Genomic DNA, 23,836 nt, shown 5'->3' with positions numbered 1-23,836 from the left:
GGGGATGTGTATACTTGGCGCCGATTTTCCTTCGGCTTTCTTACCGGAGGGAAGCAGTGGCGCCGCAGAGTTGGCGTCGATAGAGCCAACGCTAATGAACCGGGGTCTCCATGGGCAACCTGATTGAATTCGCCAGCAACCATTATATTCTGGTGTCCGCCTTTTTCCTGTTGTGGGCACTGTTTTTTGTGCTTGAATCCCGCCGTGGCGGTCAATCCCTCACGCCGCAGCTGGCTACCAATATGGTGAACCAGAAGGATGCGGTGATCGTGGATTTGCGTGACAGCGATGAATTCCGAGCCGGGCATATCGCCGGTAGCATCAATATTCCCGCCGGGCAGGCGATTGATCGTATTGCAGAGCTGGAAAAATACAAGGACAAACCCCTCATCCTGACTTGTGATATGGGAACAAAGGCCTCACATCTTGGTCGTCAGCTGCGAACCAAGGGGTTTTCCGACCTGTATCGCATTCAGGGTGGCTTGAATGCATGGCGTTCAGCGAGCCTGCCGGTAGTCAAAGCGTAAGCAGGAGACAACGATGGCCAGAGTCGAGCTGTATACCACCTCTTGGTGCCCGTTTTGCGTGCGTGCCAAGCAGTTACTTAACAGCAAGAATGTGGCGTTTGAGGATACCGATGTGGATCGTGAGCCCCAGCAACGTGCAGTCATGATGCAGCGTGGCGGTGGCCGGACGGTGCCGCAGATTTTCATTAATGATCACGCCGTCGGTGGCTGTGATGAACTTTTTGCTCTAGAGCGAGCGGGGGCGCTCGATGCTCTGCTCGGAGCGGATCAGTAACAGGAGAAGAATATGGCTGATGAACAGCAACAGGTTTTCCAACTGCAGCGTATCTACCTCAAAGACACCTCGTTCGAGTGCCCGGGGGCACCGGAAGTGTTCCTGCAGGAATGGAAGCCTAAGGTGAACGTGCAGCTGAACAACAGTGCCCGTCGCGTTGGTGAAGGCGATGAGTTCGAAGTGGAAATTACCGTGACGGTGACCGCCAAGGACGAAGCTGAAGAAAAGACGTTTTATTTGGTAGAAGTAAAGCAGGCTGGGATATTCACTGTGAAAGGCATTGACGGTGAAGAGCGTGCTCAGCTTCTGGGCGCCTATTGCCCTAATCTGTTGTTCCCATATGTCCGTGAAGTGGTATCGGACCTGGTTGCGAAAGGCTCATTCCCGCAAATGGTGCTGCAACCGATCAACTTCGATGCGCTGTATCAACAGCAGCGTGATCAGCAGCAAGGCAACGCAGCTGCCGCTGGTGAGACCGTTCAGTAATGGTTTAATTGTTGAAAATAAAGAATGGATAACGGCGCGCATTGGCGTTTTCGTTGTCTTCTAATGCAAGAGGCCGCGCCCAAGTTTGGGTGCGGCCTCTTGCATTTCAGGGGCGGCCTAGGCCTGGAGCGCGTAGCGATCAATTATCAATTGCTCCAAGGTACCCCAGCTGTCGCCATGCTTCGTAAAGTGTGACGGCAACGGCGTTGCTCAGGTTCAGGCTACGGCTCTCGGCCACCATGGGCAGGCGAAGCCTTTGTGTCGCGGGCAGGCTGTCGAGAATTTGCTCCGGCAAGCCACGGGTTTCCGGGCCGAACAGCAGAACATCCCCGTCCTGAAAACACGCTTGGCTATGAGGGCGGCTGCCTTTGGTGGTCATGGCGAATAGCCGTTGGCCGACGACGCTTTCCTGGAATGCGGAAAAATCCCGGTGCACCTGTAATGCGGCAAACTCGCTGTAGTCGAGGCCGGCGCGGCGCAGTTTTTTTTCTTCTAGGGAAAACCCCAACGGTTCAATCAAGTGCAGCTGAGCGCCGGTGTTGGCGGCTAGACGGATAATGTTGCCAGTGTTGGGGGGGATTTCCGGTTCGAACAGGGCAATGTGTAGCATGTCGGGTTTGGCCTTGGCGGGGGAAATGAGGCTGATCGGCGTTAGGTTAAAACGACGACAAGAATAACAGGACATGGATGATGATGTGGAATACGCGGGCTTGGCGTTGTTGCTTTTATTGGGCGGTTGCGGGGAGCCCGCCCCGCAGGACAAACTGGGGTCGCTTTTTACGCGGCGCCCTATGGTGTGGCCGTAGTTTGCGGTATCCGTTGCTGGATGTGGTGGAGAAAGCCCCAGTGAACCCATGATGGAGATAGCCCGGTGAAGTGTGTGTTTCAGGCGCGCCACATGATTGAAGCCCATATGCTGGCCAATTTGCTGGATCAGGTGGGGGTTATGGCACAGGTGCATGGCGATATGTTGCAAGGTGGCATGGGTGAGTTACCGGCGGCGGGGTTGTCGACGGTGTGGGTGGCCGCGAACGATGAAGACCGCGCCCTGGAGGTGATCGCCGAGTTTGAGGCCAGTCAGCCTGCGGACCGAGAGGTGGTGTCGCCAGCCACCGCTCCCACACCGCTGGCCGGGCAGGGCTTTCTGGCGGGGTTGCTGGTAGGGATGGTAATCGGTGCGGTGTTGATGCTGATGTTATTGCGTTGAGGGTGCTCTGGATGCAAAAAAAAACGCCACGTTTTAGACGTGGCGTTTTTTAGGTCTAGCCTGTTGCGGCTCTTAATTACCGCCCGGCGCGCTTGCGCTCGGTTTCGGTGAGCAGCTTCTTGCGAATACGTAGGGAGTTGGGGGTGACTTCCACCAGCTCGTCGTCTTCGATGAAGTCCAGCGCTTGTTCCAGGCTGAAACGGATCGGCGGGGTGAGAACGATGTTCTCATCTGTGCCGGAGGCGCGCATGTTGGTCAGCTGCTTACCTTTGGTGGGGTTAACCACCAGGTCGTTGCCACGGCTGTGGATACCGATGATCTGGCCTTCGTACACATCCACGTTCGGGTCGATCAGCATGCGGCCACGTTCCTGCAGGTTGAACAGGGCGAAGCCCAGCACCTTACCTTTAACCATGGATACCAGCACACCGTTGATGCGCTTGGCCATGTCGCCGGCTTTGTGCTCGCCGTAGTGGCTGAAGGTGCTGTTAAGGATGCCGGTACCGGAGGTCAGAGTCAGGAACTGGCTACGGAAACCGATCAGGCCACGGCTAGGCACCAGGAATTCCAGGCGAACTCGGCCTTTACCGTCCGGTTCCATGTTGGTCATTTCGGCTTTGCGTAAACCCAGATGCTCCATGATGGAGCCCTGATGCTGTTCTTCCACGTCGGCGACGACGGTTTCGTAGGGTTCCTGCTTTACGCCGTCTTCTTCGCGGATGATCACCTGTGGGCGACCGACGGCAAGTTCGAAGCCTTCACGACGCATGTTCTCGATCAGTACTGACAAGTGCAGTTCGCCACGACCGGAAACGCGGAATTGATCGGCGCTGCCGGTTTCTTCTACGCGCAATGCCACGTTGTGTTTGAGTTCGGCTTCCAGACGCTCACGGATCTGACGGCTAGTAACGAACTTGCCGTCTTGGCCGGCAAAAGGCGAGGTGTTTACGTGGAAAAACATGCTTACGGTGGGTTCATCCACGCTCAGCGGCGTCAGAGCTTCCACGTTTAACGGGTCGCACAGGGTGTCGGAGATGTTCAGCGGATCCAGACCGGTGATGCAGACAATCTCGCCGGCGGAGGCTGTGCTGGCATCGACACGCTCCAGGCCATGGTAGCCCATGATGGTGAGGATCTTGCCGTTACGGACATTGCCGTCGGCGCCGATCACTTTCACCGGGCTGTTGGCCTTGATGTTGCCGCGCTTAACGCGGCCAATGCCGACGATGCCCAGGTAGCTGTTGTAATCCAGAGAGGAAATTTGCATCTGGAAAGGGCCGTCCGCATCGACGTTGGGGTAGTCAACTTTGTCGACGATGGCTTGCAGCAGTGGGGTCATGTCGTCGGCCAAGTCATCCGCCTCCAGGCCGGCAATGCCGTTCAGGGCCGAGGCGTAAATCACCGGGAAGTCCAGCTGCTCGTCGGTGGCGCCCAGGTTATCGAACAGATCGAAGACCTGATCCATTACCCAGTCCGGGCGGGAACCAGGGCGGTCGATTTTGTTGATCACGACAATCGGCTTAAGGCCGGCGGCGAACGCCTTTTGGGTCACGAAGCGGGTTTGTGGCATGGGGCCGTCCACTGCGTCTACCAGCAGTAGTACGGAATCCACCATAGACATAACCCGTTCTACTTCACCGCCGAAGTCGGCGTGGCCAGGGGTGTCTACGATGTTGATGCGATAGTCATTCCACTGGATAGCGGTATTTTTGGACAGGATAGTAATGCCCCGCTCTTTTTCCAGATCGTTGGAGTCCATGACCCGTTCGATGTCGCCGGCGCGATCTCCCAGGGTGCCAGATTGTTGCAACAGCTTATCCACCAAGGTGGTTTTGCCGTGGTCAACGTGGGCGATGATGGCGATATTGCGCAGACGTTCAATCACTAGTGATGCTCCAAAATATGGTGGGCGAAACCGTGCCAGCGGTTTCGCAGGGGCGCGCATTATAGCAGCGTGGCGTGTGGGTGATAGCCCGCCGGTCAGCCTTTATCGTAAGATTGGCAATTGTGAACAAGTTCAAAATTTCAACGTTGAGCCTGCGAGAGACCCAATGATCGCCTAGAATGGCGCAACTATTTTCCGGGAGAAGGCTCAGATGTTGGGTCCGTGCTTCCGTGGCTCGGCTGTAATGCTTTTACAATCAGGTTGTTATGATGCGTACACTGCTTGCTTTACTGTTGGTTTTATCGCCCTTAGCGGCGGTGGCCGATGGAGCATCCGGTAAAATGATTTATGGCTTGCATGAAAAGGTGCACATCAAGGAGTTAGGGATTACTGTACCGGCCAAGCTGGATACCGGCGCCGGTTCCGGCTCGTTAAGCGCTCGTTATATCCGTACTTTTGAGCGCGATGGTGTTGAAATGGTTGAGTTCGACTTGGCTATTGACCGTGATGACCGGGAAGAATGGAGTGTTACCAGAGAACAATGGGATGATGTGGAACTGCCGTTATCTGGGCATGTGCGCATTAAACGGCGGGCAGAGAGTGTGGCGCCCGGTGACCGGGATTACAGTCGTCGCCCGGTGGTGACGTTGACTATCTGCATGGGTCGGCGCCAGGAACAGGTTGAAGTTAACCTGACAAATCGTAGTGAGTTTCGCTACCCGTTGCTGATGGGCTCCGAGGCTCTGCAAGGGTTAGGTGCATTGGTGGACCCGTCGTTATCAATGGCGGCTGGAGAGCCTGATTGTCAGGACAGTAAGGATAATGTTGTCGAAAGCGACGACCAAACGATGGAGGCTGCCGAGGCGCTATAATGGGTTCTGTGAAGTTGCAAGCGCGGTTGCTTGCCGTTTTCCTTTTGTTGCTGGGCGGCGGAAGTATTGCTTATCAGCTGTTGGTGCAAAATGTGCCGCTGAGTCAGGATGAGAAAGACCCGGTTTGGGTGGTCGATTCTCAGGTGTCTTTTGTCGCAAAGGCCAATAAGCCTGTCAAAGTACGTATGTTTGTGCCACCGCTGGGGGCTGGCTATACCACTCTTAACGAGAGTTTTATTTCCAATAATTACGGCGTAAATGTGAATGTGGATAAGGGTAACCGCCAGGTTACTTGGTCATCCCGCCGCGCCGAAGGCAATCAGTACCTCTATTACCGCCTTATGTTGGCTCCTCGCTATGCGGATGTGCCGGAGAAGGATCCGGGGCCCCAATTCCGGCCTGCGCCTACTCTGGATGGCCCAGAAAAGCTGGCTGCGGACGCGTTGCTTGAGCCTATTCGTCAGCACTCAGCGGATGTGGAAACCTTTATCAGTGAGACCATCAAGCGGGTTAATGAGCTTGAAAACGATAATGTTCAGCTTCTGCTGGGCAGCGATGTAAGTCCGGAGAACCGGGCTAAAGTGATCGATCTGCTGCTGGCGGTGGCGCATATTCCTGCGGAGCCGGTGCATACCTTGCGGCTGGCGGAGAGCCAAGGGCAGCAACCTGAGCTTTGGTTGCGTAGTTTTAACGGCAAGGAATGGCTCTATTTCAACCCGCTCAATGGTCAGCAGGGGCTGCCGGATGATCGTCTGGTTTGGTGGAGCGGGCCTGGGCCGCTGTTGAATATCGAAGGCGGCAAGTCTGCGGATGTGAGCTTCAGCGTGCACGAAAACGAAATGAGCGCGCTGCAGTTGGCTCAGTCTCTACGTCTGAAAGACGTGAGCAGCTTTATTGATTTCTCCTTGTATGAACTACCGCTTCCTGCTCAGCAGCTGTACCGCATTCTGGTGATGATCCCGGTGGGGGTACTGCTGGTGCTGTTTATCCGTTCTCTTATCGGTATGGAAACCCTGGGTACCTTTACACCCGTGTTGATCGCCTTGGCCTTCCGCGAGACGCAAGTGGTCTGGGGGGTGTTGTTGTTTACGTCCATCACCGCCATCGGGCTGTCTGTGCGCTCCTATCTCGAACATCTTAAATTACAATTATTGCCCCGGCTTTCCGTGGTGCTTACCTTTGTGGTGATCGCTATGGCACTGATTAGCCTGCTGGGCTACAAGCTGGGCATCGGTTCAGGTTTGTCGGTGGCGCTGTTCCCTATGGTGATTCTGACCATGGTGATCGAGCGGACGTCCATCGTTTGGGAAGAGCGTGGCGGGACCCAGTCCTTGAAAGTGGCACTGGGAACGCTGGTGGCGGCGATTTTCTGCCACTTGCTGATGGTGTGGCAGCCGCTGGTGTATTTCGTGTTCACCTTCCCAGGCGTGCTGCTTTGCCTGGCGGCCATTATGGTATTGATGGGCCATTACCGTGGCTATCGCCTCACGGAGCTGTTGCGTTTTCGTGCCATGGTGGACGGGGATAAGCACTAATGTTCTGGTCTAAAACCCGAAAAGCCCTGCGTGCCCGTGGTGTGATGGGCATTAACCAACGGAACGGCGATTACATTCTTCGCTACAATAAGCGCAGCTTGTATCCGCTGGTGGACGACAAGATCCAGACTAAGAAGATGGCGCTGGATGCGGGGATTCGGGTGCCACACATGTATGGCACCATCGCCACAGAGCAGGGCATCAGTACTTTGCACCGGGTAGTGGAACAGCACCGTGATTTCGTGATCAAGCCTGCTCAAGGGGCGGGAGGCGACGGCATTATGGTGATTGCCGACCGCTTTGAAGATTATTTCCGTTCTGCCTCCGGGCGTATCATTACCACGGAAGAGTTGGAACATCATATTTCCGGGATCATTTCCGGCATTTATTCTCTGGGCGGCCATCGCGATCAGGCGTTGATCGAGTATCGGGTTCGTTCTACGGAATTGTTCAACCGGATCAGTTTTGAGGGCGTGCCGGATATCCGAATTATCGTGCTCAAGGGATACCCGGTGGCGGCGATGTTGCGTCTGCCTACTCGACAGTCTCAAGGAAAGGCGAACCTACACCAGGGGGCGATTGGTGTGGGCCTGGATTTGGCGTCCGGGGTTACTCTGGATGGCACCTGGCACAACCTCAAGATCGAGCGTCACCCGGATACGGCTAATCCAGTGGCTGGACTGACGGTGCCGGACTGGCAGGAATGCCTGGAGCTGGCGGCGCGTTGCTATGACCTAACCGGGTTGGGTTACCTTGGTGTGGATCTGGTCATGGACCACGAGTATGGGCCGATGATGCTGGAGCTCAATGCCCGCCCAGGCCTGAATATTCAGATTGCCATGGATGATGGCCTGCTGCGCCGTTGCCAGATCGTTGAAAAACAACTTGAGGCCCTCAAAGGCGAAACCCGTCCGGTGGCCGAGCGAGTGGCCTTCGCAAAACAACAATTTGCAGTGGCTGGGCCGGTGTTAGCCGAACAAAAAGAGGGTTGATTTAAGCTCATTTTAAGCTTGTGGAAATAGGCTTTTATGCCCTGTTTCCATGAGTGGTTGTGATGTGCCAGCAGCGTCTTGGCAGGATATCCCTGCGCGGTTATTACGTCTTTCTTTTCTTGTTGTTTTTTATTCTCAACGCCTGGGTTGGGCGAGGCACGCTGGTTGTCTTGCCGTCTCTGAGTCTGCTCTTCATGCTCGTGGCCCTGAGTGGTTACGCTTTCCTCTATGTGCTGTTGGTGGCTGCGCTGGGTTGGTTGTTGGGTAACCTTCCGGGGCGCAGTGTGCAGGCGGTGGGGGTGGTGGTGCTGGCGGCGTTGATGACGATGCTGTTGTTGGTCGACGGTCAGATCTATGCCATTTACGGCTTTCATATTAATGGCTTTGTCTGGAACCTGATTACCACCCCGGGTGGAATTGAATCCATGGGCGGCAGTGCGGGAACGTCCTGGACCGTGGCCGCTATCTGTGTGGCGGTGCTGCTGATTCACGGTGTTGTGCTGTACGTGCTGCGTTCCCGTTCCGTGCCGCGCTTGGGGCTGCTGGTGTCCTTGTTGGTGTTGTGCATGGTGGGGGAGCGTGCGGCCTACGGTGTCAGCCACCTGAAAGGGTATCGCCCGGTGCTGATGGCGGCCCAGAGTATTCCCTTCTACCAGCCCACCACGTTTCGCCGGGTGGCGGAAAAGTGGGGGATAACTATGGTGCGCAGCACTCGTCTGGAAGCCGATGCCAAAGGGCGTTTGAATTACCCGAAGGAGCCATTGCGAGTTAGTGCCGATGCGCCCCATCCTAACCTCCTCGTGCTAGTGGCAGAATCGTTGCGTTGGGATATGCTGACACCGGAGATTATGCCCAACCTGTGGCGATTCTCTGCGCAGCACGGGATTCGGTTTACCCAGCATTATAGCGGGGGGAATGGCACCCGAATGGGTCTGTTTAGTCTGTTCTACGGTTTGCCCGGCAATTACTGGTTCAGTGTGCTTGATGAGCGCAAGCCCCCTTTGCTGATGCAGCAGTTGCAGCAGGCGGGGTACCACATGGGGCTGTATACCAGTGCCAATTTCAGCTATCCGGAGTTCGACAAAACCTTGTTTGTGTCGGTGCCAGAGAAGGATATGCTCAGTGATGATGTGGGGCCGGGTTGGCAGCGGGATCGTCGTAATGTAGAGCGGTTACTGGATTTTCTCGGCGAACAAAAAGTCGGCATGCCATTCATGGGGTTCATGTTCTTTGAGTCCGCCCATGCGCGTTATTATTTCCCGGATGAGAGCGTGATCCGTAAGGATTATCTGCCAGAGATGAACTACGCCACCATGGATTTGAAGGCGGATATGCCCGGTATCTTTCGTCGTTATGTCAACGCTTCCCACCACCTGGATCAGCAATTGGGGCGAGTGCTTGGCTTCATGAAGGCGAGCGGGAAGCTGGACAATACCATTGTGGTTGTTACTGGCGATCACGGGGAAGAGTTTATGGAAAACGGTCGTTGGGGGCACAATTCCGAATTCCATAACGAGCAAATTCATGTGCCGCTGGTGCTGGCGTTTCCGGGCAATGTACCGGGGGTGGTGACGCGGCCCACCAGCCACCTGGATGTGGTGCCTACCTTGTTGCCCATGCTGGGGGTGCAGAACCCCGCCAGCGATTATAGCGTGGGGCACTCTCTGCTGGGGCCGCAAGGTGATGCCTACCGGTTGGTGGCCAGTTGGGATGCGCTGGCGTATGTGGGGCCGGACTACAAAGTAGCCATGCCTTTGGGGGCGGGCGGGTTGTTAGAAATGCGCATAAGCGATGCGCACGATGGTCCGGTGAGCGAGCCCGACACTGTGTTGGCGCAGCTCAGCGAGGCGTTGGCTGATGTGTTGCGGGACCTCTCTGCTTTTTTCCGTAAGTAGCGGGTTGAGGCGGGGCGATTGGGAGGATGCGCCTTAGGCCGACCATTGCTATACTGCGCCGCCCAAATTTTGAGCTGTCCCCACAGCAACGCAGGTTTTTCGATGACAGAGGCAAGCCAACCAATCAAGCGTCGCGCCATTGCACTGGTGTCCGGTGGACTGGACTCCATGCTGGCAGTGAAAGTCATGCAGGACCAGGGCATCGAGGTAGAGGGCGTGAATTTCTACACTGGTTTCTGTGTGGAGGGGCATACCCATGCTATTCGCAAGAAAGACAAGGATAAGGAAAAGCGTAATAACGCCTTGTGGGTTGCGGAGCAGCTGGGCATTAAAATGCATATCATTGATATCTCCGAGGAGTACAAGGATGTGGTGCTCAACCCCAAGCATGGTTACGGCGCAAACCTGAATCCCTGTCTCGACTGTAAGATTTTCATGGTTAACCAGGCCACTCTGATGATTAACAAGGCCCGGGAGTTGGCCGGTGATCGGGGCTTTGATTTTATCGTTACTGGTGAAGTGATTGGTCAGCGCCCGAAGAGTCAGCGCAAGGAAACGATGCCGATCATTAGCCAGGAGTCCGGTGCTGACGACCGTCTTTTACGCCCTCTGTGCGCAAAAAACTTGCCCCCTACGCTGCCTGAGCGCGAAGGTTGGGTAAACCGGGAGCAGTTGCACGATTTTTCCGGCCGTAACCGGAAACCGCAAATGGCGCTGGCCGCCAAGTTTGGGTTGGACGATTTTGCTCAGCCTGCCGGTGGCTGTTGCTTCCTCACCGATGAGTCTTATTCCAACAAGCTGGCGGACCTGTGGAAGGCTCGCAATGAGCGTCGATACGAACTGGATGACATCATGCTGCTGAAGGTTGGGCGTCATCTGCGTCCGCAGCCGCATTACAAACTGATTATCAGCCGTGAAGAAGGTGAAAACCGTTTTCTGGAAGGTTATCGTTACCAGTTCACCAGTATTACTACGGTGAGTTGCCCGGGCCCGCTGGCGCTGGTGGACGGTGAGTTTGGTAGCGAGGCAGAGCTGGAGCAGGCGGCGGCCATTGTGGCACGTTACTCCAAGGGGCGTGTTGAAGACGCGGTGACTCTGGAAGTGCGCAGCCCGGACGGTGTTGCACGCGAGATTACCGTGGCGCCGGCGCAAGCGGAAGCGGTGCTGCCAAGCTGGAATGTGGGCTGAACGACGATGACCGATACCCTTCACGAATTGGATGTGCGCAGGCTGCTGTGCCCCATGCCGGTGATAAAAACTCAAAATAAAGTAAGAACTCTGGCGACAGGTGATACCCTGAAAGTCGTTTGCACCGACCCTGGAGCATTAAGCGATATCCCCGCCTGGTGTCGGATTAATGGCCATGAGGTGCTGGAAATGGCGGAGCAAGGCAACGAAGTTTTTGTGGTGTTGCGCGTCGGGCAAGATAATGGTGCACTATTTTAGTGCCCTATATGCGTTTGGCGCACCGCAACTGTGCACCAAAATGAGTCGCATGTTCTTGTTTCTTCGAATCAAGTAGAGAATGCGCTAAAAAAGGGCTGGCACGGTATTTGCCTCCCTATTGGCAAAGCTGGCCCAGTGGCCGAGAATACCGGTTCTTTGTGTTGCGCTTCCTCAGAGCGGCACGACGAGTCAGAGACAAACCCGCTGTTCCTTAGGAGGACGCACGATAATGTCTGTTAAGACCCTCAAACTGATCAAAGAAAACGATGTGAAATGGGTGGACCTGCGCTTCACCGATAGCTCTGGTAAGGAGCAGCACGTTACCCTTCCGGTTGGCGAAATCGACGAAGATTTCTTCCAGGACGGCAAAATGTTTGATGGCTCCTCCATCGCTGGTTGGAAGGGCATCAACGAATCGGACATGGTGATGATGCCGGACGACGAGTCCGCCGTGCTGGACCCGTTCACTGACGTTGCTACCCTGAACTTGCGCTGCGACATTCTTGAGCCGACCACCATGCAAGGTTACGAGCGCGACCCGCGTTCCGTTGCCCGTCGTGCTGAGGAATACCTGAAATCTACTGGTATCGCGGATACCGCTCTGTTCGGCCCTGAGCCGGAGTTTTTCGTATTTGACTCCGTGCAGTGGAAGTCCGACATGCAGGGTTCCATGTATAACATCCACTCTGAAGAAGCTGCGTGGGTTTCCCATGAAGACTTTGAGGGCGGCAACATTGGTCACCGTCCTGGTGTGAAAGGCGGTTACTTCCCGGTTCCTCCGGTAGACAGCCTGCACGATCTGCGTGGCGCCATGTGTTCTGCCATGGAGTCCATGGGGCTGAAAATTGAAGTGCATCACCACGAAGTGGGCACGGCTGGTCAGTGTGAGATCGGTGTTGGCGCCAACACCCTGACCGCCAAAGCGGACGAAGTACAGATTCTTAAGTACTGCGTACACAATGTGGCTCACGCTTACGGCAAGACAGCTACTTTCATGCCTAAGCCGCTGATCGGTGATAACGGCTCTGGTATGCACGTGCACGTATCCCTGGGTAAAGACGGAAAAAACCTGTTCGCCGGTGACGGCTATGCTGGTCTGTCTGATGAAGCGTTGTATTTCATTGGCGGTATCATTAAGCATGCCCGTGCGCTGAACGCATTCACCAATGCGTCCACTAACGCTTACAAGCGTCTGGTGCCCGGTTTTGAAGCGCCGGTAATGTTGGCCTACTCTGCCCGTAACCGTTCTGCATCCATCCGCATCCCGTTTGTGAACAGTGCTAAGGCCCGTCGTGTGGAAGCGCGCTTCCCTGACCCGTCTGCCAACCCGTACCTGTGCTTTGCTTCCCTGCTGATGGCTGGCTTGGACGGCATCAAGAACAAGATGCACCCTGGCGATGCCATGGACAAAGATTTGTATGATTTGCCGGCTGAAGAAGCAAAAGACATTCCTACCGTGGCTCACACTTTGACCATGGCCTTGGATTGTCTGGAAGAAGACATGGACTTCCTGACCGAAGGTGACGTGTTCACCAAGGATATGCTGGAAGGCTACATCGAGCTGAAGCGTGCCGAGGTTGAGCGTCTGAACATGACCCCGCACCCGGTTGAGTTTGATATGTACTACTCTTGCTAATGCCTTCGGGTCGCTAGCAGAACAGAGCCTCCGCTTGTCGGGGGCTTTTTTTTGCCTGGAATAAAGGCGGCGGTTTTGTGCACTCCCCCCTTTTCTGAGCGGTCGAGTCAGGCCAGAATCAAGGGCAGATATGGAGATAATAATGAAAAAGTCGCTAATTTCGTTTGTTGTGCTGGCCTTGGTGTCTGGGGTGAGCTTGGCCTCCATGGCGGAAAACGCAGGGAGTGTCAGCGAGGGGAAGGAGCCTGATGCGCCTGCGTCGAAGATTTATCGAACCACCGACGAAAAAGGTAATGTGGTGTTCTCCGACCAGCCGGCGCAGAACCGCCACTCAGAAGAAGTGAAGCTGAAAACCACTAATACGGTGCCGATTAAGACGGTGGAAATGCCGCAAGCCGCTGCTCAGCCTGAAGAGGCTAAAACAGGAGGCCAGGCCGGGGAGGGTTATAGCTCGCTGGCCATTACCGCGCCGGAAAGTGGTTCTACTCTGCGTAACCCTGCAGATGCGGTATATGTGTCTGTGAGTTTACAGCCCGGTCTAAAGACGGGAGATAGATTAGTGCTGATCGACAACGGTATCGAGCAGCCGGCCATGCAGCTCGATGCTCCGGATCGCGGTGAGCACACCCTTATCGTTAAGGTGGTCGGGGAAGATGGAGAGCCCCGGATTACTTCCGAGCCGGTGAAGCTTTACATACACCGCAGCACGGTCGGCGATTTCCGTAACTCTGCAGGTGGCGGCAGTAACGGTGGTGCTGCGCAAGCGGGTGGTGCAGCCGATCGTGGCGGCGCGGCGAATGTGGGGGGTAGTGCCTCAACTGGGGGCGCTGCCAATGTGGGCAGTGGAGCAGATCGGGGCAGTGCTGCTCGGCCCGCTAAACCGAATCGGAGCATTCTCAGCAACTAAATATGCACCCACATGGTGCAATACGGCCTGTCATCCCTTTAAACTCATCAACGACAAGCGCTTGCGCTTGCGCCATAGGCTGCTGGCTGACGTTTTTTATGGCGACTGAGCAGATGGCCTGATAATTGCTTATGCCCTGTTATGGGCCAATTTTTGATGAGTGACATTACGTTGCACAAACGACTACTGGATCACCTGCGTACTGCGGTGATCATGCTGGACGAAGCCCTGTGTGTGCGCTACCTGAACCCCGCGGCGGAAATGCTGCTGGCCACCAGCGCGAGCCGTGCGCTGGATCAGCCTTTGCCTGATTATTTTTTCGACGATGAAGAAGCGCGCCTGGCTATTCAGCAGTGCATTGATGAAGAGCACCCGTTTACCCAGCGTGAAGCACGGTTGTCGGTGGCACCGGGCCACGAAATTGTGGTGGATTACTCGGTCAGCCCCATCAACGACCCGGGACAACCGCTGTGTTTGTTGATGGAGATGCAGTCGCTGGATCGCCTGTTACGCATTGGTCGTGAAGAAGCGTTGATTCATGCCCACCAAGCCACCCGGGCTCTGGTGCGTGGCGTGGCCCACGAAATCAAAAATCCGCTGGGAGGGATTCGTGGTGCCGCCCAGTTGTTGGAGCGGGCACTGCCGAGTCCGGACCTGACTGAATACACCAGAGTTATTATCGATGAAGCCGATCGGTTGCGTTCGGTAGCGGATCGCATGCTTGGCCCGCGTAAACCCCCCGAGTTCCGGGCAGTGAATGTGCACGAGTGCCTCGAGCATGTGCGTCAGTTGCTGCTGGCGGAATACCCCAAAGGGATAGCTATCTGGCGAGATTACGATATTAGTTTGCCGGATGTGATTGCCGATCGAGATCAGCTAATTCAAGTGTTGCTCAACCTTATTCGCAATGCCTCCCAGGCGTTGCTGGAGTCACAGACTTCTGAGCCTCGTATCACTATGCGTACCCGTGTGTTGCGGCAGTTCACCATCGGTGCACAGCGTCATCGACTGGTGCTACGCATGGATATTATCGATAACGGCCCGGGGATCACCGAAGAGGTACAGGAGACGATGTTCTATCCCATGGTTAGTGGCCGTGCTAATGGCACGGGGCTGGGCTTGTCCATTGCGCAATCCATTATTAGTCAGCACCAAGGGCTGATCGAATGCGAAAGCCAGCCTGGCCAAACTGTATTCAGCATTTTGCTGCCCATGGAGCAGCTGGATGAAACCAACACAGCGTAATTGCGCGGCTGTGATCAGATTGTTGTCATACACGCCGGCCGCTAGTGCGGAGGTGATAGAAATTACAGGAGTAGCAGGTCATGAGTGTCAGTATTTGGGTTGTGGATGATGACCGCTCGATTCGCTGGGTGTTGGAAAAGGCGCTGGGCCAGGAAGGCTATGCGGTGACCTGCTTTGAGGATGCGGATGAGGCGCTCAACACCCTGGAGCAGGGAGGGCAGGAGCCAGAAGTGCTTATCAGTGATGTGCGCATGCCGGGCACCGACGGTTTGCGGATGCTGAAAATCCTGCAGCGTAAAAATCCAGACTTGCCGGTAATCATCATGACCGCTCACTCCGATCTGGATTCCGCTGTGGCTTCCTACCAGGGTGGCGCGTTTGAATACTTGCCCAAGCCGTTTGATGTGGATGAAGCGGTGGCGTTGGTACGTAGAGCGATCAAGCACCGGGAAGAATCCCGTGGCGATTTTCCTGAACCGATAGAAGAAGCTCCCACCGAAATTATTGGTGAAGCGCCGGCCATGCAGGAAGTCTTTCGTGCCATCGGTAGGCTCAGCCATTCCAACGTGACGGTGCTGATTAATGGACAGTCCGGTACCGGTAAAGAGCTGGTTGCCCGCGCCTTGCATCGTCATTCCTTACGACGGGAAAAGAATTTCGTCGCCTTGAATATGGCGGCTATTCCCAAGGACCTGATCGAATCAGAGCTGTTTGGCCATGAAAAAGGCGCTTTTACTGGCGCTAACAATCAGCGGGTGGGCCGTTTTGAACAGGCTAACGGAGGCACCCTGTTTCTCGACGAAATCGGGGATATGCCACTGGAGGCTCAAACACGTTTGTTGCGGGTACTGCAGGAAAGTGAATTCTACCGCGTCGGCGGAACCACGCCGATCCACGTGGATGTACGCATAATCGCCGCCACCCACCAAGATCTGGAAAAACTGGTGAAGGATGGCGACTTCCGTGAGGATTTATTTCATCGCTTAAACGTTATCCGCATTCATATTCCCCGCATGGCCGAGCGCCGCGAGGACATCCCGCGATTAGCCAATTATTTCCTTCAGCGAGCGGGAAGTGAATTGGGGGTAGAGCCGAAAATTCTTCATAAGGACACGGAAAAATATCTTGCTGCTCAGGCTTGGCCGGGCAACGTGCGGCAGCTGGAAAATACCTGCCGTTGGTTAACCGTGATGGCTTCTGGTCGAGAAGTACTCGTGGATGATCTTCCGCCAGAGTTGAAAGAGACTGGCCCAGCGAAAGGCGCCGATATTAGTGGTGACTGGCTCAAGTCTTTGCGCAACTGGGCCGACCGTGCGTTGTCTCAGGGTGAGCGAAATATTCTTGAACAGGCCGTGCCCGGTTTTGAGCGCACCATGATCGAAGTGGCTTTACAGCATACCGGTGGTCGTAAACGCGACGCAGCGGCGCTGTTGGGTTGGGGTCGAAATACGCTGACGCGTAAGATTAAAGAGCTGGACATGGAAAGCCAGCTTCAGGGGAATGATGAGGACTAAAAAACGGACACATATTATGTGCCGGTCTTCAGGTTTTTTATTTTCCAGCCGCCGTTCAGCTGCCAGTGACTGTCCATTTGGTAGCTCTCGGCATCCTCAGGAAACACATTTTTTCCACCCCAGGGCAGCACGGTAAATTGTACGCGTGCTTGCTCCTGTGTCACCAGGTCCAGTGCAATATTGATGCGTGTGAATGAGATGTTGCGGTTTGGGTAGCGGAAAAAAATCGACTAGGGTGCGTTGAATTTCCTTGCGGCTCAGCGTTCGCCCGCGTCGCTCCACGGTAATGTTATCGGCCACTAGGCCCATTATTGTGCTGGTGTCGCCTTCTTCAATGCCCTTTTTCATCTCTGCCAGTGCTTTGCTGATGGCCTGCTCTGGTAGAGCGTTGTCACAGGCGGCCAGCAGACCTTGCAGCAGTACTAGCAACAGGTATGCTAAACCCCTTCTTTTTCCCAGAACTTCCATCATGGCGTTATTCCCTTATTTGGATGCTAACCGGCAGTTTTATCTTCCCGTAGGCGAGGGGCATCAACTGTATGTGGAGGAAAGCGGCAATCCACAGGGCAGCCCGGTTGTCGTGCTGCATGGTGGGCCTGGTGGCGGTTGCTCCCCAGCGTTGCGGCGTTTTTTTGATCCGCAAAAATTTCGCATGATTCTGTTTGATCAGCGTGGTTCCGGTCAAAGCCGGCCGCTGGGTTCTATCGATAATAATACCTTGAGCCATTTGCTATTGGATCTCGAAAAGATTCGCCAAGCGTTACATATTGAGCGTTGGATGGTGTTTGGTGGCTCCTGGGGAGCAACACTGGCACTTGCGTATTTGGCGGCGTTCCCGCAGTACATTACGGCAATGGTGCTGCGGGGTATTTTTCTTTGTCGAGAGCGGGACTTAGACTGGCTCTACACTAGCAAAGGTGCTGCGCGTTTGTTCCCGGAAGCCTGGCAAGCGCTGGAGCAGCAAGCGCCTCCCGGCAGTGGCCATTTGCTTGAACGTTATTATCAGGGACTACAGGGGGATGATGCGCATCGCTATGCGCGGGCATGGTGTAACTGGGAATCGACACTAGCCCTGATGCCCACCCAGCCGCCTGGGGCGGGTAGTGATGGCGAGCTGTGCATGGCGAGGCAAGAAACCCATTATTTTCTTGCCGGCGGTTTTATTGAGCGCCCCTTGTTAGAGGTCTGTGCAGGGAGCCAGGTGCCGGTGGAAATTGTGCATGGGCGCAGGGATTTCGTCTGTCCGCCGGAGCAAGCACTAGCATTGCATCAAGTGTTGCCCAATAGCGAGCTTAATTGGGTTGACAGGGGTGGACACTCTTCCATGGATCCGGGGGTGGCGCAGGCTCTGGTTAACGCGGTAACCCGACTGGATCGGAGGGCGAAGCAGTGAAAGTATTAATGCAGCGAGTTAGTGAAGCCCATGTGGATGTGAGCGGTAGAACCGTGGGGGCGATTGATAATGGTTTGTTATTGTTCATTGGTATAGAAAAGCACGATGACACCGCTTTAGTGGACAGGATGGTTGAACGCATCATTGGCTATAGAGTTTTTGCGGACGAGCGAGGGAAAATGAATTGGGATGTGCGCGATGCGGGTGGGGCGTTACTGGCTATTTCTCAGTTTACTCTCGTTGCGGATACTCGAAAGGGGCGTAGGCCGAGTTTTAGTAGTGCGGCAGATCCCGTTTTGGCAAGGCCATTATACGAGCACTGTGTAGCACAATTGAAGGCTCATGGTCTGCCTGTGGCCACAGGGGTTTTTGCCGCTGAGATGCAGGTTTCTTTGGTTAATGATGGCCCTGTTACCTTTATGCTTGAGATGTGATTTATTATGGATCCGCTTGTTGCAAAGCCGTCTCCCTTGTTTATGATGAATTGAGTTGCCTCAAAATGGTAACGGGGAACGCGTTGTCGGCATAGTGTCGACGGTCGTTGTGGCCGGTCAGCATGATCGCCGCATCCCCAAGGAAGACACATAAAAACTTGGAGGAATTCAGGATGAAAAAAACACTTATCGCTGCTGCGCTGCTGGGCGCTTCAACATCTGCCATGGCTGTTGCACCGGGTGGTCCGGGCTGTGGTTGGGGCAACATGCTGTTTGAAGGCAAATCCGGCATGCCAGTACACTTTCTCGCTACTACTGTGAATGGTACATCGGGTAATGCTACCTTCGGCATGACTTCTGGTACTAACGGTTGTGATACCAATGGCTCTCTGACCTATAGTGGCCAGAGCCTGCTGGGTATGACTGGCGTGATGGAAGAAGTGGCTCAGGACATGGCTACCGGTGAAGGCGAAGCCCTGACCGCGCTGTCTGTTTCTATGGGTATTCAGACTGAAGATCGTGCACGTTTTAATGCGTTGATGCATGACAACTTCGCGGCAATTTTCCCGAACCAGGACGTGACTGCTGCTGAAGTCATGGCCAGCATTACCGAGGTGATGCAGCAAGACCAAGCGCTGTCCAAGTACTTGGCATAATCGGCCAAAAAGACCGAGACAGAACCCCGCTTTTGGCGGGGTTTCGTTTTTCTGATCCTTCTTTTCTGACATTCTTGTCAGCTTGCTAATTTAGACGGATGAATCCGGATGCGCACTGGCCTTTTCTGTGTGCTGCTGTGCTGGTTTGTGCCGGCGTTTGCTGCAACTTCTTCCTTTTCTACGCTGGCAGACATGCCCCGCTGGCAGGCGTTATTGCATATCAATCCTGGTGCTACCCTGCGTGACAAGCACCAGAGTTACGTGGATGACGACCGCTTTTTTTTGGCTGACTCAGGGAAGATAGATCCGCTAGCGGAGCTGGAAGCGACTGAGCAGGCTCTTCGCCCAGCCGGGGCGCCTGCGCGATGCCGTTTCCCTGCGCGTTATCGTTTCTTATCCGAAAAACTGGGTTGGCAGAATGAGTCGCCGTTTTCACACTGCGATGATTACAATGAATGGCGGGATGCGATTCATGCTAACCGTGCGGTGTTGGTTTTTCCTGCCGCTTATTTGAATAGCCCTTCATCCATGTTTGGGCATACCTTGCTGCGACTGGATCAGGGCGAAGACAGTGCCGTCTGGTTGTCATGGGCTGTCAATTTCGGGGCGGTTTCATCCGACTCCGATAACTCTTTTTTCTATATTTATCGCGGTTTGGCGGGCGGTTATCCGGGTCGCTTTGCGCTGGTGCCCTATGTGCAGAAAATTCAGGAATATTCGCACATGGAAAACCGGGATATGTGGGAATACACCCTGGATCTGGATCAGTCTGAAATCGACTGGCTGATCGATCATCTCTGGGAACTCAAAGAGATCAATTTTGATTACTACTTCTTTGATGAGAATTGCTCATTTCGTTTGCTTGAGCTGGTGGAAGTGGCACGCCCGGGCTCCGGGTTGTTAAGTGAGTTGAGGTTTGCCGAAGTGCCTGTCAACACAGTGCGAGCGCTGGATGAGCGGGAGATCATTAGCCGCCGGTATTATCGGCCTTCCAAGTCCGTTGAGCTGGATAATCTGCGTCTGCAGCTCAATGCTTCCCAGCAAAAACTGGCAAGAGCGCTGGCCGATGATCCCGGCCTGGCCAAGTCGTCAGCTTTTTTGGCTGAACCTGCAGAAACACGAGCGATTATGGCGGCGGTGGCTTATCGCTACATCAGGCTTACCCACCGCAAGGAACAGCGAACGCCAGCGGTGGCGAAACGCTCGTTTACGCTGCTGACTCTAATCAATAGTCTGCCGGCAGTGCCGGTACCCGAAACCGAGCACCCCGAGCCACCGGAAAAGGGGCATGGCACCCAGATGTTGGGCGTTAGCGGTGGCCAACGTGAAGGTGAGCTGGATTTTGGTGAGCTGACCTACCGGTTGACCTACCATGATTTGCTCGACAACCAATACGGCTTCCTGCGTGGCGCACAGATCGAAGGGTTGGATATGACTCTGCGCAGCACTGAGTCTGGCCAGGTCAAATTGGAAGAGCTGGATGTGGTCAGTATTCGGTCCCTAGCGCCACGAAATCGCTTCATGAAGCCATTAAGCTGGTATGTAGAGGGAGGTTTGGAGCGGACTTGGGCGGGGCGTCGCCGGTTGGTGCGCTATATGCAAGGAGGTGCTGGCGGAAGCTGGCTGTGGAGGAACTGGCAGCCGTATCTGTTAACCAGCGTGCGAATGGAGAATAATAGCGAGTTCGGCACCTTCCTGACCCCGGGGGCCGGTCTAGACACGGGTATTGTTTATCACCGTGGCGACTGGCAGTGGCAGTTAGGCGGAGTGGGGCACTATTTCACCAACGATGAATATCGATACACCTCCCAGTTTGCGGTGCAGTGGGCAATGACCCGCCAGCATGGCTTGCGCGCTTCTCTTGCGCGTGAGAACCGCAGGGGCGGTTATGATGATGAGTTCAAACTCCAATGGCGATGGTATTACGATTAAGCACAGCGCTGCTGCTGAGCCTGCTGCTGGTAGGGTGTAGCAAGCTGTTTTTCTACCCCATGTCTGCGTGGGTGCAGAACCCAGAAAACCAAGGGCTGGAGTACGAGGATATTGTGCTGATACACCCGCGCGGTATGCGTATTCATGGCTGGTGGTTGCCGGCGGCCAATGATGCCCCAGCCCGTGGCACGGTCTATTTCCTGCACGGTAATGCCCAGAATATCAGCACTCACTTGGCCAACGTGCAGTGGCTGCCGGCGCAGGGCTATAACGTATTTTTGCTGGATTACCGAGGTTATGGGTTGTCGGAAGGCAAGCCGCGTTTGCCGGAAGCGCTCGATGATGTGCAGTTGGGCCTGGATTGGCTACGCCATGCCAAACGCACGGAGGGTGCGCCGTTGGTCGTGTTCGGGCAGAGCCTGGGCGCTTCCATGGTCGCTAGCGTTTTGGGTGAAAAAGGCAACGCTGGTGCGGCGGACTGTGTGATCCTGGAGGCCGCGTTTGCCAGTTACCGAGATATTACCAGCGATGTAATGAAACGTAGTTGGCTGCTGTGGCCATTACGTTGGATGGTGGTCCCTGCAATGCCTGATCGTGAACTGGACCCGGAAGTACGAGTGGCCGGCATTAAGCCAACGCCTTTGTTGGTGATGCATAGCGTGGACGACCCCGTGATTCCCTATGCTCACGGTGAGCGGCTTTATGCGGCCGCACAGCAACCCAAAACCTTCCAAAAACTGCGTGGAGGCCATACCGAAAGCTCTCGTGACCCGGCGGTGCAGCAGCGGTTGGTGGATTTTATGCAGGATAATGATTGTGCCGCTAAGGTGGCGGAAGTCGAACAGCCGGTGGCGCCATCAGACGATGAATCTCCCCCGGAGTTGTTTGTGCCTCTTCCCGCTCCCGACAAAGGGTATCGGTTCTAGTCTTGCGTTTGAAAAAAGCGTGTTGCGCGTAGTGAATGGCGAGGGTTGTCGAGATGCTCGCAGGCCAGCCAGCATCATTATCGTCTCACATTCTGAGGACCGATTTACACCCTCGAGTTTTTTGTGACGTTGGCTAGGCGGGGGCTAAATACGGTCTGCACCAGCACCCAGCACCCAGCACGCGCTGTGTTGGATGGCTTTACTCTGGCGGGGCCGATGCTTGTTTTTTTATCATTCGGGCTGCGAGCAGGCCCATCTCGAAAAGAAACCACATGGGGATCGCCAGCAGTGTCTGGCTGATGATATCCGGTGGTGTCAGCAGCATGCCGATAACGAAACAGCCCACCACCACATAGGCGCGAGCCTTGCTTAGCTTTTCCACCGTGGTGGCGCCAGTGCTCACCAGCAGTACGATGGCGATGGGTAGTTCAAAGGCTAGCCCGAACGCCAGAAATAACGCCAGCACAAAATCCAGATAGCTACTGATGTCGGTGGTCACAGCCACGCCTTCCGGAGCAATGGCCGTGAAGAATTGGAACATCAACGGAAATACCACGAAATAGGCGAAGGCCGCGCCACCGTAGAACAGCAGCACGCTGCTGGTTAACAAGGGAATCGCCAATTTCTTTTCATGCTTGTATAGGCCCGGTGCCACGAAAGCCCAAGCCTGATGCAATAAGAACGGCATGGCAGCAAACACGCTTAAATACAGTGTTAGCTTGAATGGGGCCAGAAAAGGCGAAGCCACGCCAGTGGCTATCATGTTGGTGCCGGATGGCATGGCGTCCATTAGTGGTTTTGCCACCAGGGTATAGAGTTCACGGGAAAACGTGAACAGGCAAAGGAAGACGATAAAAATAACCACCATGGCCTTGAGTAGGCGGTTGCGCAGCTCCAACAGATGGGCAATCAGCGGCTGGCCGGCGTCATTGCTGGCATCAGTCATGGCGGCGGGAATCCTGGTCATGGTTATTTTTATCGGCGCTATCTTTGTCGCTGGGACTTTCGTCGTTATTCAGCGCGGCCGATAGGGGCTTGTCGCGAGGGGTTCGTGAGCGAGCGATCTGCTCCGGGCTCAGTAGGCTGTCTTTGGCCTCACGGATGCTGTCTTCATCCAGCCCCATCTGGCGCATCTGTTTTTCCATACGCTCTTGCATATCTTGGGTGATGGTTTCACGTTCCAGCTCGCTCTTTAGATGATTGAGCGTGGAGCGGGCACGGCCGATCCAGTGACCGAGGGTTCGGGCGACGGTAGGGAGCCGCTCCGGCCCCAGTACCACTAGGCCAATAATGAAAATCAGGGTGAGTTCGGTAAAGCCGATATCGAACATCGTATCCTCGGTTTGGCAGGATCTTGCCTAGGCTGTGCCGCCGGTAATGGGCGGCAGCTATCAGGCTTTGTCCTTTTCCTGTTCGGCTTTTTGCTCGGCGTCTTGCTTATTCTGGGGCTGATCGTCGTCAGCCAAGCGTTTATGGTCCTGCTCGTCTTCGCCATCTTTCATGGCGCTTTTGAAGCCTTTCACCGCGCCGCCCAAATCACCGCCGATGTTGCGTAGTTTTTTCGTGCCGAATAACAGGACCACGATGGCCAGGAGAATCAATAGCTGCCAAATGCTGATACCGGAAAACATGGAATTTCTCTCCGAAAAAGTTAAGGGCCGCGTTAGCTACGTTAGTGCTTACCGCTGCGTGCGGCTTTCTCATCATGGCCGGACAGGCCAAAACGTCGTTGTAGTTCTGCCAGGACTTTGTCTGGGTGTTCGCCCAGTTTGGCCAACATTACCAGGGAGTGGAACCATAAATCGGCAGTTTCGCTGATCAGTGCCTGATGCTCGCCGCTGACTTCCGCATCTCGGGCCGCAAGGATGGTTTCTATCGCTTCTTCGCCGACTTTTTCCAGGATTTTGTTGAGGCCCTTGGCATACAGGCTGGCCACATAGGAGCTGTCCGGATTGGCGCCCTTGCGTGACTCCAGAACCTGATGCAGCTCACTGAGTATGTCTGACATAGTGTATTCCTTATTGCCCAACCCGGCAGGGGGATGAGTTTATCAGGGTGCGTAAAAGGGCCATAG

26 protein-coding genes are annotated in these 23,836 nt (G+C 55.0%); 19 read left to right on the top strand and 7 right to left on the bottom strand.

What is annotated here, in order from left to right; translation table 11 throughout:
• Positions 1-110: 110 nt before the first annotated feature.
• From AS19_RS11620 to secB, 3 genes are read left to right on the top strand one after another with little or no spacing between them, the layout of a single operon-like run.
• Positions 111-527, top strand: coding sequence for a rhodanese-like domain-containing protein (locus tag AS19_RS11620; protein ID WP_011589549.1), 417 nt, complete (start codon positions 111-113; stop codon positions 525-527).
• 13 nt (positions 528-540) lie between these two features.
• A complete protein-coding gene (grxC, locus tag AS19_RS11615) occupies positions 541-801 on the top strand; it encodes a glutaredoxin 3 (protein WP_011589548.1) in 261 nt (86 codons plus the stop codon).
• Positions 802-813: 12 nt separating this feature from the next.
• Entirely contained in the window at positions 814-1,287 is a 474-nt protein-coding gene (gene secB, locus AS19_RS11610; protein WP_011589547.1) for a protein-export chaperone SecB, read from the top strand.
• A gap of 139 nt (positions 1,288-1,426) precedes the next feature.
• On the opposite strand, the gene trmL is transcribed toward secB, so the two are convergent.
• The gene (gene trmL / locus AS19_RS11605; RefSeq protein WP_011589546.1) at positions 1,427-1,897 is read right to left on the bottom strand and encodes a tRNA (uridine(34)/cytosine(34)/5-carboxymethylaminomethyluridine(34)-2'-O)-methyltransferase TrmL; all 471 of its coding nucleotides are present in this window, start codon (positions 1,895-1,897) and stop codon (positions 1,427-1,429) included.
• 261 nt (positions 1,898-2,158) lie between these two features.
• Between trmL and AS19_RS11600 the strand changes: the two genes are divergently transcribed.
• Positions 2,159-2,494 carry a DUF2007 domain-containing protein gene (locus AS19_RS11600; protein WP_011589545.1) on the top strand — a complete coding sequence of 112 codons (336 nt, stop codon included), beginning with the start codon at positions 2,159-2,161 and terminating at the stop codon, positions 2,492-2,494.
• Positions 2,495-2,570: 76 nt separating this feature from the next.
• Here the strand turns inward: AS19_RS11600 and typA are convergent, their stop codons facing one another.
• Positions 2,571-4,379, bottom strand: a complete 1,809-nt coding sequence (typA, locus tag AS19_RS11595; protein WP_011589544.1) for a translational GTPase TypA — start codon at positions 4,377-4,379, stop codon at positions 2,571-2,573.
• Positions 4,380-4,645: 266 nt separating this feature from the next.
• Between typA and AS19_RS11590 the strand changes: the two genes are divergently transcribed.
• The 10 genes from AS19_RS11590 to glnG all read left to right on the top strand — a co-directional run bounded on the left by AS19_RS11590 (position 4,646) and on the right by glnG (position 16,421).
• Positions 4,646-5,251: a RimK/LysX family protein gene (locus tag AS19_RS11590; protein WP_011589543.1), complete on the top strand. Its 606-nt coding sequence runs from the start codon at positions 4,646-4,648 to the stop codon at positions 5,249-5,251.
• Entirely contained in the window at positions 5,251-6,786 is a 1,536-nt protein-coding gene (locus tag AS19_RS11585) for an inactive transglutaminase family protein (protein WP_046962092.1), read from the top strand. The genes AS19_RS11590 and AS19_RS11585 overlap by 1 nt, the downstream gene beginning before the upstream one ends.
• Positions 6,786-7,778, top strand: a complete 993-nt coding sequence (locus AS19_RS11580) for an alpha-L-glutamate ligase-like protein (protein WP_035459465.1) — start codon at positions 6,786-6,788, stop codon at positions 7,776-7,778. Before AS19_RS11585 ends, AS19_RS11580 begins: the two co-directional genes overlap by 1 nt.
• A 62-nt stretch (positions 7,779-7,840) precedes the next feature.
• Positions 7,841-9,673: a sulfatase-like hydrolase/transferase gene (locus AS19_RS11575; RefSeq protein ID WP_046962091.1), complete on the top strand. Its 1,833-nt coding sequence runs from the start codon at positions 7,841-7,843 to the stop codon at positions 9,671-9,673.
• A 102-nt stretch (positions 9,674-9,775) separates the two neighbouring features.
• Complete coding sequence (locus AS19_RS11570; RefSeq protein ID WP_011589539.1) at positions 9,776-10,861, top strand: tRNA (5-methylaminomethyl-2-thiouridylate)-methyltransferase; 1,086 nt, start codon at positions 9,776-9,778, stop codon at positions 10,859-10,861.
• A gap of 6 nt (positions 10,862-10,867) precedes the next feature.
• Complete coding sequence (locus tag AS19_RS11565) at positions 10,868-11,119, top strand: sulfurtransferase TusA family protein (protein WP_011589538.1); 252 nt, start codon at positions 10,868-10,870, stop codon at positions 11,117-11,119.
• 229 nt (positions 11,120-11,348) lie between these two features.
• Positions 11,349-12,755: a glutamate--ammonia ligase gene (glnA, locus tag AS19_RS11560; RefSeq protein WP_011589537.1), complete on the top strand. Its 1,407-nt coding sequence runs from the start codon at positions 11,349-11,351 to the stop codon at positions 12,753-12,755.
• A gap of 142 nt (positions 12,756-12,897) precedes the next feature.
• Entirely contained in the window at positions 12,898-13,662 is a 765-nt protein-coding gene (locus AS19_RS11555; protein ID WP_231483409.1) for a DUF4124 domain-containing protein, read from the top strand.
• Positions 13,663-13,803: 141 nt separating this feature from the next.
• Positions 13,804-14,907, top strand: a complete 1,104-nt coding sequence (glnL, locus tag AS19_RS11550) for a nitrogen regulation protein NR(II) (protein WP_046962090.1) — start codon at positions 13,804-13,806, stop codon at positions 14,905-14,907.
• A gap of 80 nt (positions 14,908-14,987) precedes the next feature.
• A complete protein-coding gene (gene glnG, locus AS19_RS11545; RefSeq protein ID WP_011589534.1) occupies positions 14,988-16,421 on the top strand; it encodes a nitrogen regulation protein NR(I) in 1,434 nt (477 codons plus the stop codon).
• Between the two features lie 96 nt (positions 16,422-16,517).
• On the opposite strand, the gene AS19_RS11540 is transcribed toward glnG, so the two are convergent.
• Positions 16,518-16,892, bottom strand: coding sequence for a hypothetical protein (locus AS19_RS11540; protein WP_052753768.1), 375 nt, complete (start codon positions 16,890-16,892; stop codon positions 16,518-16,520).
• On the opposite strand from AS19_RS11540, the gene pip reads away from it, so the two are divergent.
• The 5 genes from pip (at position 16,891) to AS19_RS11515 (ending at position 21,762) form a co-directional block, all read left to right on the top strand.
• Positions 16,891-17,814, top strand: a complete 924-nt coding sequence (gene pip, locus AS19_RS11535) for a prolyl aminopeptidase (RefSeq protein ID WP_011589532.1) — start codon at positions 16,891-16,893, stop codon at positions 17,812-17,814. The two genes, AS19_RS11540 and pip, sit on opposite strands and share 2 nt — an antisense overlap.
• Positions 17,811-18,248, top strand: a complete 438-nt coding sequence (gene dtd, locus AS19_RS11530; RefSeq protein ID WP_011589531.1) for a D-aminoacyl-tRNA deacylase — start codon at positions 17,811-17,813, stop codon at positions 18,246-18,248. The genes pip and dtd overlap by 4 nt, the downstream gene beginning before the upstream one ends.
• A gap of 173 nt (positions 18,249-18,421) precedes the next feature.
• Positions 18,422-18,904, top strand: coding sequence for a DUF3015 domain-containing protein (locus tag AS19_RS11525; RefSeq protein ID WP_011589530.1), 483 nt, complete (start codon positions 18,422-18,424; stop codon positions 18,902-18,904).
• 108 nt (positions 18,905-19,012) lie between these two features.
• Positions 19,013-20,836 carry a DUF4105 domain-containing protein gene (locus tag AS19_RS11520; protein ID WP_011589529.1) on the top strand — a complete coding sequence of 608 codons (1,824 nt, stop codon included), beginning with the start codon at positions 19,013-19,015 and terminating at the stop codon, positions 20,834-20,836.
• Positions 20,815-21,762 (top strand): alpha/beta hydrolase, encoded by a 948-nt coding sequence (locus AS19_RS11515; RefSeq protein ID WP_035459477.1) that lies wholly within the window; start codon positions 20,815-20,817, stop codon positions 21,760-21,762. Before AS19_RS11520 ends, AS19_RS11515 begins: the two co-directional genes overlap by 22 nt.
• A 199-nt stretch (positions 21,763-21,961) precedes the next feature.
• Here AS19_RS11515 and tatC read toward each other — a convergent pair whose 3' ends face one another.
• The 4 genes from tatC to AS19_RS11495 are packed head-to-tail and all read right to left on the bottom strand — an operon-like array spanning position 21,962 to position 23,770.
• Positions 21,962-22,708, bottom strand: coding sequence for a twin-arginine translocase subunit TatC (gene tatC, locus AS19_RS11510; RefSeq protein WP_011589527.1), 747 nt, complete (start codon positions 22,706-22,708; stop codon positions 21,962-21,964).
• Positions 22,701-23,093: a Sec-independent protein translocase protein TatB gene (gene tatB / locus AS19_RS11505; RefSeq protein WP_011589526.1), complete on the bottom strand. Its 393-nt coding sequence runs from the start codon at positions 23,091-23,093 to the stop codon at positions 22,701-22,703. Before tatB ends, tatC begins: the two co-directional genes overlap by 8 nt.
• A 60-nt stretch (positions 23,094-23,153) precedes the next feature.
• Positions 23,154-23,393 carry a Sec-independent protein translocase subunit TatA gene (gene tatA / locus AS19_RS11500; RefSeq protein WP_011589525.1) on the bottom strand — a complete coding sequence of 80 codons (240 nt, stop codon included), beginning with the start codon at positions 23,391-23,393 and terminating at the stop codon, positions 23,154-23,156.
• 41 nt (positions 23,394-23,434) lie between these two features.
• Entirely contained in the window at positions 23,435-23,770 is a 336-nt protein-coding gene (locus AS19_RS11495; RefSeq protein WP_011589524.1) for a phosphoribosyl-ATP diphosphatase, read from the bottom strand.
• Between the last annotated feature and the right edge of the window lie 66 nt (positions 23,771-23,836).

Origin of the sequence: Alcanivorax sp. NBRC 101098, assembly GCF_001010505.1 — a bacterium.
Lineage (GTDB): Bacteria > Pseudomonadota > Gammaproteobacteria > Pseudomonadales > Alcanivoracaceae > Alcanivorax > Alcanivorax borkumensis.
The sequence above is the reverse complement of the archived record's forward strand: the minus strand, read 5'-3'. Positions and strand labels throughout refer to the sequence as shown.

Coding starts and splice junctions, on each gene's coding strand:
- pip (WP_011589532.1), top strand. CDS start 16,891: ATGGCGTTATTCCCTTATTTGGATGCTAACCGGCAGTTTTATCTTCCC.
- grxC (WP_011589548.1), top strand. CDS start 541: ATGGCCAGAGTCGAGCTGTATACCACCTCTTGGTGCCCGTTTTGCGTG.
- secB (WP_011589547.1), top strand. CDS start 814: ATGGCTGATGAACAGCAACAGGTTTTCCAACTGCAGCGTATCTACCTC.
- AS19_RS11575 (WP_046962091.1), top strand. CDS start 7,841: ATGTGCCAGCAGCGTCTTGGCAGGATATCCCTGCGCGGTTATTACGTC.
- AS19_RS11570 (WP_011589539.1), top strand. CDS start 9,776: ATGACAGAGGCAAGCCAACCAATCAAGCGTCGCGCCATTGCACTGGTG.
- AS19_RS11590 (WP_011589543.1), top strand. CDS start 4,646: ATGATGCGTACACTGCTTGCTTTACTGTTGGTTTTATCGCCCTTAGCG.
- glnA (WP_011589537.1), top strand. CDS start 11,349: ATGTCTGTTAAGACCCTCAAACTGATCAAAGAAAACGATGTGAAATGG.
- AS19_RS11495 (WP_011589524.1), bottom strand. CDS start 23,770: ATGTCAGACATACTCAGTGAGCTGCATCAGGTTCTGGAGTCACGCAAG.
- AS19_RS11580 (WP_035459465.1), top strand. CDS start 6,786: ATGTTCTGGTCTAAAACCCGAAAAGCCCTGCGTGCCCGTGGTGTGATG.
- glnL (WP_046962090.1), top strand. CDS start 13,804: ATGGGCCAATTTTTGATGAGTGACATTACGTTGCACAAACGACTACTG.
- glnG (WP_011589534.1), top strand. CDS start 14,988: ATGAGTGTCAGTATTTGGGTTGTGGATGATGACCGCTCGATTCGCTGG.
- tatA (WP_011589525.1), bottom strand. CDS start 23,393: ATGTTTTCCGGTATCAGCATTTGGCAGCTATTGATTCTCCTGGCCATC.
- AS19_RS11520 (WP_011589529.1), top strand. CDS start 19,013: ATGCGCACTGGCCTTTTCTGTGTGCTGCTGTGCTGGTTTGTGCCGGCG.
- AS19_RS11540 (WP_052753768.1), bottom strand. CDS start 16,892: ATGATGGAAGTTCTGGGAAAAAGAAGGGGTTTAGCATACCTGTTGCTA.
- AS19_RS11525 (WP_011589530.1), top strand. CDS start 18,422: ATGAAAAAAACACTTATCGCTGCTGCGCTGCTGGGCGCTTCAACATCT.
- tatC (WP_011589527.1), bottom strand. CDS start 22,708: ATGACTGATGCCAGCAATGACGCCGGCCAGCCGCTGATTGCCCATCTG.
- AS19_RS11585 (WP_046962092.1), top strand. CDS start 5,251: ATGGGTTCTGTGAAGTTGCAAGCGCGGTTGCTTGCCGTTTTCCTTTTG.
- trmL (WP_011589546.1), bottom strand. CDS start 1,897: ATGCTACACATTGCCCTGTTCGAACCGGAAATCCCCCCCAACACTGGC.
- AS19_RS11555 (WP_231483409.1), top strand. CDS start 12,898: ATGAAAAAGTCGCTAATTTCGTTTGTTGTGCTGGCCTTGGTGTCTGGG.
- AS19_RS11565 (WP_011589538.1), top strand. CDS start 10,868: ATGACCGATACCCTTCACGAATTGGATGTGCGCAGGCTGCTGTGCCCC.
- tatB (WP_011589526.1), bottom strand. CDS start 23,093: ATGTTCGATATCGGCTTTACCGAACTCACCCTGATTTTCATTATTGGC.
- AS19_RS11620 (WP_011589549.1), top strand. CDS start 111: ATGGGCAACCTGATTGAATTCGCCAGCAACCATTATATTCTGGTGTCC.
- AS19_RS11515 (WP_035459477.1), top strand. CDS start 20,815: ATGGCGATGGTATTACGATTAAGCACAGCGCTGCTGCTGAGCCTGCTG.